Below are 9,555 nucleotides of genomic sequence, written 5' to 3'. Positions count from 1 at the left end.
CTGCGCCCGCGGACCGCGCGGCGCGGCCAGGCGGAGCCGTGGACGAGCGGCGTTGGTGCCGCCGTCCGCGCCGTCCGGCCGGCGACCGGATTCGCGCGGCGCCCCTCCCGGCGCGCGACCCGCCGCCCCGCCTGCCCGCCCCGGCCGGCGTCCGCGGCTACACTGGAAGGCGAACACGTCCGACGAGGGATCGAGGTTGCAATGACGCGCGACATCCAGACGACATCCACCATGCGCAAGGTCCTGATAGGCTCCGGCGTCGCGGCGGCGATCGCCGGCGGCGTCGTGGTCGCCGCGGCCGACCTCGCCTTCCGCTTCGCGCTCGACGCCGGGTCGCGCCGCACGATGCGCGAGCGGCTGGAGCGGCTCGGCGTCGAGCTGCCGGCGGACGAGGACTGCCCGCAGACCCCGGAGGACATCGCCGACGCCGACTGGTTCGACGAATCGCGCCAGCCGATCACCACGACCAGCGAGGACGGGCTGACGCTGCACGGCTGGCTGTTCGACCCCGACTGCGCCCACCCGGCCGACCACCTGTACGCCGTCTGCTGCCACGGGTACACCGGCGAGCCCGCCGAGATGGCCCGGTACGCGCACCGCTACGCCGCGATGGGATTCACGGTGCTGGTGCCGGCGATGCGCGCCCACGAGCTCAGCGAGGGCCGGTACATCGGCATGGGCTGGCTGGAGCGGCGCGACCTGATGCGATGGATCGCGATGATCACGGCCAGCGACCCGGAGGCGCGCATCCTGCTGCACGGCAACTCGATGGGCGGCGCGGCCGTCATGATGGCCGCCGGCGACCCGTCGCTGCCGCGCAACGTCGTGGCCGCGATCGAGGACAGCGGCTACTGCTCGGCGTGGGAGCAGTTCCTCGGCGCGGCGCGCTCGGCCTACCACCTGCCCGCATGGCTGGCGACCCCGTTCGTGGCGTGCATCAGCCTGATCTGCCGCCGCCGCGCCGGGTACGGCCTGCGAGACGCCTCCTGCCTGCGCCAGCTGCGCCACACCACGATCCCGATGATGTTCATCCACGGCGGCGACGACGACTTCGTCAGCCCGACCTCGCTGGAGCGCAACTACGAGGCGTGCTCGAGCATCGACCGCCAGCGCATGCTCGTGCCCGGCGCCGGGCACACCCGCGGCGCCGCGGTCGATCCGGAGCGCTACTGGCGCAAGGTCGGCAACTTCGTACGCCGCGTCTTCGACCTGCACTAATCGCGGGCGACCACAGGACGGCACACGCCCGCGGCTCCCGTCGGCGGCGGGGCGACGAATATCATGGAAGGTGAACCCTTCGAGGACGCCTGTGCGCGGCTGCACGCCCTGTACGGGCGGCAGGGGCTGTCCGACGACGAGATCGACGATCTGCTGGTCCTCGACGTCAAGGACTCCGGCTATTTCACGGACCGGGGCGTGACGAACCAGCATGGCGGCGGCGGAGCGCCGTCCGGCCACGACACGACGATCATGGGTTGGCTGTTCGACCGCTGAGGCGACGGCCCCGATACGCCAGCGCGGCCGACGACGGGCGCGCACGACCGAGGGAGGCGAGCAATGTCCACGATTCAACTGCACAACGGCATGGCCATGCCGACGCTGGGCCTCGGCACCTTCCGGCTGTCGCCGGACGACTGCGAGCGCGCCGTCGCCACGGCGCTCGAATGCGGGTACCGTCTGGTCGACACGGCGAACGTCTACATGAACGAGCGTGCGGTCGCGCGCGGCATCGCCGCGTCGGGCGTGCCCCGCGAGCAGGTCGTCGTCCAGACCAAGCTGTGGCCGACGTGCTACCGGCGCGCCGACGCCGCGGCGGCCATCGACGCCACGCTGCGGCGGCTGGATACCGACTACGTCGACGTGCTGCTGCTGCACCAGCCGGCCGGCCGGTACCTCGAGGCGTGGGACGCGATGCAGGAGGCGGTCGGGGCGGGCAAGGTGCGCACGCTGGGGCTGTCGAACTTCGACGCCCGGCAGCTGCACGACGTGATGACGCATGCCGACGTGCAGCCGGCGGTCATGCAGCTCGAATGCCATCCGTACCGCCAGCTCGAATCGGCGCAGTGGCTGCTGGAGGGCAACGGCATCGCGCTGCAGGCCTGGTATCCGCTGGGGCACGGCGACGCGCGGCTGCTCGCCGATCCGACGATCGTGCGGATCGCCGGGCATCACGGCCGGACCCCGGCGCAGGTGGTCCTGCGCTGGCATGTGCAGTCGCACCGCATCGCGGTGCCCGGCTCGCACGATCCGGCGCATATCCGCGAGAACCTCGCCATCGGGGACTTCGAGCTCGACGAGTACGAGATGGACGACCTGGCGCGCCTGGACCGCGACCGCGCGTACTTCCGCATGCCGGGGCCGCTCAGGCGCGTGGCGTTCACGATGGGGCGCCCGGATTTCGACGCGCAGCCCTGAGCGCCGCGGCGACGATCGGAGAAGCATGCAGATCAGACAGATGCGGTATTTCGTGGCGGTCATCGAGTCCGGCGGGTTCCGTGCGGCCGCGGAACGGCTGTTCGTCTCGCAGTCGGCGGTCTCGCAGCAGATCCAGGCGTTGGAGCGCGAGCTGGGCGTCACGCTGGTGGACCGCGACCACGGGCGGTTCGAGATGACGCGCGCCGGCGAGCACTTCTACGTGCGCGCCCGTGCGATCCTCGGCGAGATCGAGACCCTGGCCAGCGAGACGCGCCGCATCGGCAACGTCGCGGGCGCCCCGTCCGCGCTCAGGGTGTGGGTGCTCAACACCTACGCCGGGCTTGACCTGACGGACGCCGTCATCGCGTTCTCGCGGGCGTACCCCGGCGTGGCCGTCGACACCAGGTTCGCCACGCACGAGCAGACGCGCCACGCGCTGATCGACGGGACGGCCGACATGGCGCTGATGGAGCAGCGGCGCGCGTTCTCCGACAACTACGAGAACCGCGTGCTCGCCGACGCCCCGACGATGATCGAGCTGCCGGAATCCTCGCCGCTGGCCTCCGGGGCGTCGGTCACCACCGACGCGCTGGCGCACCGGCCCTGCGTGCTGGTCGCCCCGCGCGACCAGCAGACCACCGAGGCCGACTACGTGCGGCTCGTCTACGGGTTCGCCGGGCCGTACCGGTTCGTGGCCGACCTGATCCAGGCGCGCATGCAGGTCGTGACGGCGGACGGGTTCCTGCTGCTCGACCAGGTCGGCGCGATGCAGCCGGTCCCGCCCGGGCTGGCGCGGCTGCCGCTGAAGCGCCGCGGCCGGCGCCTGACGCGTCGATTCTGCGCGTTCTGGCTCAAGGACAACCCCAATCCGAACATGGCGCGCTTCGCCGACCTGGTCGAGCGCATGCTGGCGCGCCCCGCCGCCGACGCGGCCTGACGCGCGCCGCGACGATCCGCGGCATGCGATAAGCCGGGCCGATCGGGCGGGCCGGCTTATCGCATGTGATGGCCCCGCCCGCCGCCGCATCGCCATATGCGCAGGCCACCGGAGTGATCGGCGGAACTTATCGGCGTCGCAACAAAACCCATCGTATGCCCGGCGTCCCGCCGGATCGGATCCGGCATGCTGGAACCATCATCCAGACATCACGACGAAAGGAACGCATATGGGTGACGTGATGATCCTCACCGGCGCCGGACAGATCGGCATGGCCATCGCCCGCCGCATGGGCTTCGGCAAGACGATCGTCGTGGCCGACAAGAACCCCGGCAACGCCGAGGCCATCGCCACGACGATGGGCCAGGCCGGATTCACCACCGTGCCGATGACGATGGACCTGTCCTCGCGCGACGACATCCGCGCGGTGATCGCCAAGGCGCAGGAGTACGGCGACATCACGATGCTGGTGAACGCGGCGGGCGTCTCCCCCAGCCAGGCGCCGATCGAGGCGATCCTGCACGTCGACCTGTACGGCACCGCGGTGCTGCTCGAGGAGGTCGGCAAGGTGATCGCCCCCGGCGGCGTCGGCGTGACGATCTCCAGCCAGTCCGGCCACCGCATGCCCGCGCTCACCCCCGAACAGGACGAGCAGCTGGCGACCACCCCGACCGAGCGGCTGCTCGAGCTCGACATCCTGCGGCCGGAACGCATCAAGGACACGCTGCACGCCTACCAGATGGCCAAGCGCTGCAACGAGAAGCGCGTGATGGCCGAGTCGGTGAGGTGGGGCGAGCGCGGCGCCCGCATCAACTCGATCTCCCCGGGCATCATCGTCACGCCGCTGGCGCTGGACGAGTTCAACGGCCCGCGCGGCGGCTTCTACAAGACCATGTTCGCCAAGTGCCCGGCCGGCCGGCCCGGCACGGCCGACGAGGTCGCGAACGTGGCCGAGCTGCTCATGGGTCCGGCGGGCGCGTTCATCACCGGCGCGGACTTCCTGATCGACGGCGGCGCGACCGCCTCCTACTTCTACGGCCCGCTCAGGCCGACCGAGTGACGCGCCTGCCCGGCGCCACGGAAGGCGCCGGGCCATACACGACGACGAACACCTGCAGGTCCATATGGTCGAGCGCGTCGTCGATCGCGGCGATCTCGTCGGACGTCAGCGCGACCTGCGCGGCGCGCAGGTTCTCCTCCAGACGCTTCGGTCTGCGCGACCCCGGGATCGGGATGATGTACGGCTTCCTGCGCAGCATCCACGCCAGCGAGACCTGCGCCGGCGTCGCGCCGTGCGCGTCGGCCGTCCGGCGCAGCATGGCCAGCAGGTTGCGGGCGCGCTCGAACCCCTCCGCGGTGTACTGCGGCATGTCCGCACGGTAGTCGGCGGCACCGAACGCCGTGTCCGCGGCGTACGCGCCGCTGAGCATGCCGTTGGCCATCGGCGAGAACGCGACGAAGGCGACGCCGAGCTCCTCCAGCACCGGGAACAGGTCCTCGTGCCAGCGGGCCATCATCGAATACCGGTTCTGGACCGCGGCGACCGGGCAGACCGCATGGGCCCGGCGCAGGTACGCCTCGTCGGCCTCGGAGACGCCCCAGGCGCGAATCTTGCCCTCGCGCATCAGCGCCGCCATCGTCTCGGCCACCGTCTCCGGCTCGACCTTCGGGTCGATGCGGTGCTGGTAGTACAGGTCGATCGTCTCGACGCCGAGGTTGCGCAGGCTGGACTCGACGGACCGGCGGATCGCCGCGGGGCTGCCGTCCGGCTCCAGCGAACGGTCCGGGCGGATCCGGATGCCGCATTTGGTGGCGATGACCACCTGGTCGCGCACGTCGCGCAGCGCCTCGCCGACCAGCCGCTCGTTGACCGACGGCGTGCCGTCCGCGTACGTGCCGACGTACACCTCGGCGGTGTCGAAGAACGTGTACCCCATGTCGAACGCCCGGCGGATCGTCGCCACGGCCTCGTCGTGGTCGGTCGGCGCGCCGTACGCATGGCTGAACCCCATGCATCCCAGCCCCACGGGCGAGACCTCGATGCCAGAGCCGCCCAGTACGCGTGTGTCCATGTCGGTTTCCTTTCTCCTTGTCTTCCCTGTCCGTTTTTCCGCCGCGGATACGCGGACGCCCCGTCCGGTTGGTCGGTCGGGCGGGGCGTTCGCGCCGGCGCCGGCATCGATCAATCGCACCTTGCGGTTCGCGACGTGCGGTTCGCGGACGATCAGTACAGTTTGGCGCCGCCGAGCTGGTGCTCGGCGATCATGCCGAGCAGGTTGCGGCCGACCTCGAGGCTGCGGTGGTCCCAGACCACCGGGGCCTTGGTGTCCATCGCCGCGATGGCCGCGCGGTCCTCGTCGTCGAGCGCGAAGTCGAACACGTCGAGGTTCTGCTCCATGCGCTCGCGGTGCGTGGACTTGGGCAGCGGCACGATGCCGCGGTCCATCAGCCAGCGCAGCGTCACCTGCGCCGGGGTCTTGCCGTACTTGGCGCCGATCGCGGTGAGCGTCGGGTCGGCGAAGAAGCCGTTCATGCCCTCGGCGAACGGGCCCCACGCCTCCTGCAGCACGCCGAGCGACTCCATGTTCGCGTGCGCCTCGACCTGCTGGCAGTACACGTTGGTCTCCACCTGGTCGACCATCGGGGCGATCTCGGCGAACGCGCACATGTCGGCCAGGCGGACCGGGTAGAAGTTGCTCACGCCGATCGCGCGCAGCTTGCCGGCGCGGTAGGCCTCCTCCATCGCGCGCCAGGCGCCGTGGTAGTCGCCGTAGGCCTGGTGCAGCAGCATGAGGTCGATGTGGTCCAGGCACATCGCCTCCAGCGAGGCGTCGATCGAGGCCTTGGCGCGCTCGTAGTTCATGTTCGCGACCCACACCTTGGAGGTGACGAAGATCTCGTCGCGGTCGATGCCGCTGGCGCGCACCGCCTCGCCGACGCCGGCCTCGTTGCCGTAGGCCTGCGCGGTGTCGATCAGCCGGTAGCCGACCTCCAGCGCCTCGCGCACGCAGCGGGCCGTCTCGTCGTTCGGCACCTGGAAGACGCCGTAGCCGATGGCCGGCATCCTCACGCCGTTCGACAGCTCACGATATTCCATATCCATATGTCCCGTTCCTTTCGTTGTCCGTACGTCGGCCGTCGGTGCGGCTCACTCCTGCGCGTCCCAGTCGGAGTGCGCCTGGACGAACGCCGGCGGCTCGTCGGCGACCACGTAGTAGGCCTTCTGCGGCAGGGCGTTGATGCGCTCGACCTCGTCGGGCGTCAGCGAGAAGTCGAAGACGTCGATGTTGTCGGCCATGTGCGCGGGGTTCAGGGTCTTGGGGAAGACGACGTTGCCCTCCTCCAGGTGCCAGCGCAGGATGATCTGCGCCGGGCTCTTGCCGTACTTCTCCGCCAGCTCGGCGAAGACCGGCTCGTTGAGCAGTGCGGCGTCGCCGTGGCCCAGCGGGTACCACGCCTCGAAGGTCACGTCCCTGTCCGCCAGGAAGGCCTTCATCTCGTGCTGGTTCCAGTACGGGTGCATCTCCACCTGCAGCACCGCCGGGACGATCTCGGCCACGTCGAGCACCTGACGGGTCTTGGCCTGGTTGAAGTTCGACAGGCCGATCGAGCGCACCTTGCCGGCCGCGACGGCCTCCTCCATCGCCTTCCAGGCCTCCGTGTACCTGCCGTACGGCTGGTGCAGGAGCAGCAGGTCGAGGTAGTCGGTGTCCAGGCGGCGCAGCGTGGCGTCGATGGCCTTGCCGCAGTCCTCGTAGCCGTAGTCCTGCGGGAAGAGCTTGGAGGTGATGAAGAACTCGCCGCGGTCGATGCCGCTGCGCCTGACGACGCGGCCCACTGCCTTCTCGTTGAAGTAGGCGTTGGCGGTGTCGATGTGGCGGTAGCCTGCCTCGATGGCCTCCGGCAGGTGCTCCTCGACCTGCGCCGGGGTCATGAGGAACACGCCGTAGCCGACCGCCGGGATGGTGTGGCCGTCGTTCATCGTGTAGGTGATCATGGAACGCTCCTTGTCGTATCGATTCGTATCGATCCTCGCCGGCACGCGGCGGTCGGGCCCCCGCCGTACGCGCCCGCACCAACGATTCTCGCCGTCCATCCGCCCGGAGCAAAATGCGGGACACACGTTCGCTTATACGTACAATGCATATATCACCATCCGTCGCGAGGAAGGGGCCCCTATGGATATCGAGCAGCTCCGGCAGTTTGACGCGGTGGCCGCCTACGGCACGATCAGCGCCGCCGCGGACGAGCTGCGCATGCCCCAGCCCACGCTGAGCCGTTCGATCAAGCGGCTGGAGGACGAGCTGGGCCACCCGCTGCTGCGCCGCGAGGGCCGGCACGTCGAGATCAACGAGACCGGGCGCATCGCGTTGGAGTACATCCGCCCGATCCTGCGCGACGAGCGGCTGATGCGCGAGGCGCTCGACCGCATCGCCGCGGCCGCCAACGCGCTGCGCATCGGCACGGTGGCGCCGGCCCCGCTGTGGCACCTGACCGCGCTGATCGTGGAGCGCTTCCCCGGCATCATGCTCTCCTCGGAGACGATCACGCAGCGCGAGATCGAACGGCTGCTGATGAACGGGGTCATCGACCTGGCCATCTCCACGTCCGAGCTGCGCTTCCCGGCGTTCCGCACCTGCCGGCTGATGGCCGAGGATCTGTTCGTGGCGGTGCCGCCGGACCACCCGTTCGCCGCCAAACCGAGCGTCACGCTCGCCGAGCTCGACGGCGAGACGTTCCTGCTGTATTCGGAGATCGGGTTCTGGCGCGACTTCTGCAACCGCTATATGCCGCATTCGCATTTCATCCTGCAGGAGGACCGCGAGGTGTTCCGCCAGCTCGTCGCCACCACCACGACGCCGTTCTTCGTCACCAACGCGCCGTACCAGCGCATGGACACCATCGACGCCAACCATGTCGCCGTGCCGATCAGCGACGACGCGGCGAAGGCCGTCTACTACCTGGTGGCGCGCACGGACGCGGGGGGCGGCACCCAGGAGGTGTTCGACTGGGTGTCGCGCCAGACCGCCCGCGAATCGGGCGCGGCCGACGGCACCGCGGCGCGCGTCTGAGGGAATCGAACGGTCCGGGCGCGGTTCACCAGGCGAACGATTCGGCCGCGATGTTGACGACGACGCCGAGGCCAATCGAGGGCACCAGCGGATCCGGCATCGCCGGCGCCACGACGCCGATCCGGTCGATCAGTGACGGCGGCGAGACGCATCAGCGGACGCGCGCGGTGCGGTCACAGACCCAGGCCATCGATCCAGGCCTGGACGTCGGCCTCGTCCGCGCCGGACGAGAAGCGCTCCCCCTCGAGCCAGTCGCCGGTGCCGGCCAGTTCGGCGAGCTGGTCGCCGCTGCCGCCGATGCCGGAGCTGGCCGACGTGCAGAACGGGACCACCGTCTTGCCGGTGAAGTCGTTGGCCTCGACGAAGCCGTCGACCGGCCAGGCGGCGATGCCCCACCAGATCGGGTAGCCGATGAACACGGTGTCGTATTGGTCCCAGCCGTCGACCGTGTCGGCGACCAGGTCGACGTCGCGCTGCGACTCGTCCTCGTGCTCGACGCTGACGCGGCTGTTCTCGTCGGTCCAGTTCAGGTCGTCGTCGGTGTACGGGTCGACCGGTTCGAGGGCGAACAGGTCGCCGCCGGTGGCGTCGGCGATGATCCGCGCGACGCGCTCGGTGTTGCCGGTGGCCGAGTAGTAGACGACCAGCGTGCCGCCGTCCGACCGGGCCGCGCCGTCGGAGGCGCCCTGGCCGGCGGTCCGCGAATCGCCTTGCGTATCGGCCGGGGCGTCGTCGGACGCGGTGCCGGAGCCGCCGGCGCATGCGGCCAGGCTCACGGTCAGGGCCAGCCCGGTGGCCAGCGCGGTCAGGGAACGCCATGTACGGGTGATGCGCATATCTGCTCCTTTACGGTGATGCGATGGTGTGATGACGTGGTGATGCACGGCGCGGCGGCGCCGCGGCCGGTCTCGCCTCGGCGCCGGACGGTTCGACGCTAACGCGTTCGAGCGGCTTCATGTCAAGTCGCATGGCCGGGTATACGAAAGGGCCGCGCCCCGGACGAATGAACCGCACCCCGATTGTTGGACTGGAGAAATTCAGATTCGATGATCGGAGGTGCGGTTCTTGCGTATGCGGGAGGATCGGAGGAAGCGTTATGATGACGGGTTTCGGCGAGAGGCGTTGAGGCTG

General features: G+C 70.0%; 10 protein-coding genes. 6 read left to right on the top strand and 4 right to left on the bottom strand.

Features of this window, described 5'->3' with window-relative positions:
• The first annotated feature begins 201 nt into the window (after nt 1-201).
• The 5 genes from KIH73_RS10590 (at nt 202) to KIH73_RS10570 (ending at nt 4,412) form a co-directional block, all read left to right on the top strand.
• A complete protein-coding gene (locus tag KIH73_RS10590; protein ID WP_219083318.1) occupies nt 202-1,218 on the top strand; it encodes an alpha/beta hydrolase in 1,017 nt (338 codons plus the stop codon).
• A 63-nt stretch (nt 1,219-1,281) separates the two neighbouring features.
• The gene (locus KIH73_RS10585; protein ID WP_219083316.1) at nt 1,282-1,494 is read left to right on the top strand and encodes a hypothetical protein; all 213 of its coding nucleotides are present in this window, start codon (nt 1,282-1,284) and stop codon (nt 1,492-1,494) included.
• A 63-nt stretch (nt 1,495-1,557) separates the two neighbouring features.
• Nucleotides 1,558-2,415, top strand: a complete 858-nt coding sequence (locus KIH73_RS10580; RefSeq protein WP_219083314.1) for an aldo/keto reductase — start codon at nt 1,558-1,560, stop codon at nt 2,413-2,415.
• A 25-nt stretch (nt 2,416-2,440) separates the two neighbouring features.
• Complete coding sequence (locus KIH73_RS10575; protein ID WP_219083312.1) at nt 2,441-3,352, top strand: LysR family transcriptional regulator; 912 nt, start codon at nt 2,441-2,443, stop codon at nt 3,350-3,352.
• Nucleotides 3,353-3,581: 229 nt separating this feature from the next.
• Nucleotides 3,582-4,412, top strand: coding sequence for an SDR family oxidoreductase (locus KIH73_RS10570; RefSeq protein WP_219083311.1), 831 nt, complete (start codon nt 3,582-3,584; stop codon nt 4,410-4,412).
• Here the strand turns inward: KIH73_RS10570 and KIH73_RS10565 are convergent.
• The 3 genes from KIH73_RS10565 to KIH73_RS10555 form a co-directional block, all read right to left on the bottom strand.
• Complete coding sequence (locus tag KIH73_RS10565; RefSeq protein WP_219083310.1) at nt 4,396-5,424, bottom strand: aldo/keto reductase; 1,029 nt, start codon at nt 5,422-5,424, stop codon at nt 4,396-4,398. The genes KIH73_RS10570 and KIH73_RS10565 overlap by 17 nt on opposite strands.
• Before the next feature lie 152 nt (nt 5,425-5,576).
• Entirely contained in the window at nt 5,577-6,449 is an 873-nt protein-coding gene (locus tag KIH73_RS10560; RefSeq protein ID WP_219083320.1) for an aldo/keto reductase, read from the bottom strand.
• Nucleotides 6,450-6,500: 51 nt separating this feature from the next.
• Nucleotides 6,501-7,349 carry an aldo/keto reductase gene (locus KIH73_RS10555; protein ID WP_219083308.1) on the bottom strand — a complete coding sequence of 283 codons (849 nt, stop codon included), beginning with the start codon at nt 7,347-7,349 and terminating at the stop codon, nt 6,501-6,503.
• Nucleotides 7,350-7,530: 181 nt separating this feature from the next.
• Between KIH73_RS10555 and KIH73_RS10550 the strand changes: the two genes are divergently transcribed.
• A complete protein-coding gene (locus tag KIH73_RS10550) occupies nt 7,531-8,424 on the top strand; it encodes a LysR family transcriptional regulator (protein WP_219083305.1) in 894 nt (297 codons plus the stop codon).
• 173 nt (nt 8,425-8,597) lie between these two features.
• On the opposite strand, the gene KIH73_RS10545 is transcribed toward KIH73_RS10550, so the two are convergent.
• Nucleotides 8,598-9,260 (bottom strand): flavodoxin, encoded by a 663-nt coding sequence (locus tag KIH73_RS10545; protein ID WP_219083303.1) that lies wholly within the window; start codon nt 9,258-9,260, stop codon nt 8,598-8,600.
• Between the last annotated feature and the right edge of the window lie 295 nt (nt 9,261-9,555).

The organism is Bifidobacterium phasiani (genome assembly GCF_019331775.1).
GTDB lineage: Bacteria > Actinomycetota > Actinomycetes > Actinomycetales > Bifidobacteriaceae > Bifidobacterium > Bifidobacterium phasiani.
The sequence above is the reverse complement of the archived record's forward strand: the minus strand, read 5'-3'. Positions and strand labels throughout refer to the sequence as shown.

Bases quoted from the DNA above. Each gene is read 5' to 3' on its own strand.
- KIH73_RS10590 (WP_219083318.1), top strand. From the start codon at position 202: ATGACGCGCGACATCCAGACGACATCCACCATGCGCAAGGTCCTGATA.
- KIH73_RS10560 (WP_219083320.1), bottom strand. From the start codon at position 6,449: ATGGAATATCGTGAGCTGTCGAACGGCGTGAGGATGCCGGCCATCGGC.
- KIH73_RS10580 (WP_219083314.1), top strand. From the start codon at position 1,558: ATGTCCACGATTCAACTGCACAACGGCATGGCCATGCCGACGCTGGGC.
- KIH73_RS10575 (WP_219083312.1), top strand. From the start codon at position 2,441: ATGCAGATCAGACAGATGCGGTATTTCGTGGCGGTCATCGAGTCCGGC.
- KIH73_RS10545 (WP_219083303.1), bottom strand. From the start codon at position 9,260: ATGCGCATCACCCGTACATGGCGTTCCCTGACCGCGCTGGCCACCGGG.
- KIH73_RS10585 (WP_219083316.1), top strand. From the start codon at position 1,282: ATGGAAGGTGAACCCTTCGAGGACGCCTGTGCGCGGCTGCACGCCCTG.
- KIH73_RS10555 (WP_219083308.1), bottom strand. From the start codon at position 7,349: ATGATCACCTACACGATGAACGACGGCCACACCATCCCGGCGGTCGGC.
- KIH73_RS10565 (WP_219083310.1), bottom strand. From the start codon at position 5,424: ATGGACACACGCGTACTGGGCGGCTCTGGCATCGAGGTCTCGCCCGTG.
- KIH73_RS10550 (WP_219083305.1), top strand. From the start codon at position 7,531: ATGGATATCGAGCAGCTCCGGCAGTTTGACGCGGTGGCCGCCTACGGC.
- KIH73_RS10570 (WP_219083311.1), top strand. From the start codon at position 3,582: ATGGGTGACGTGATGATCCTCACCGGCGCCGGACAGATCGGCATGGCC.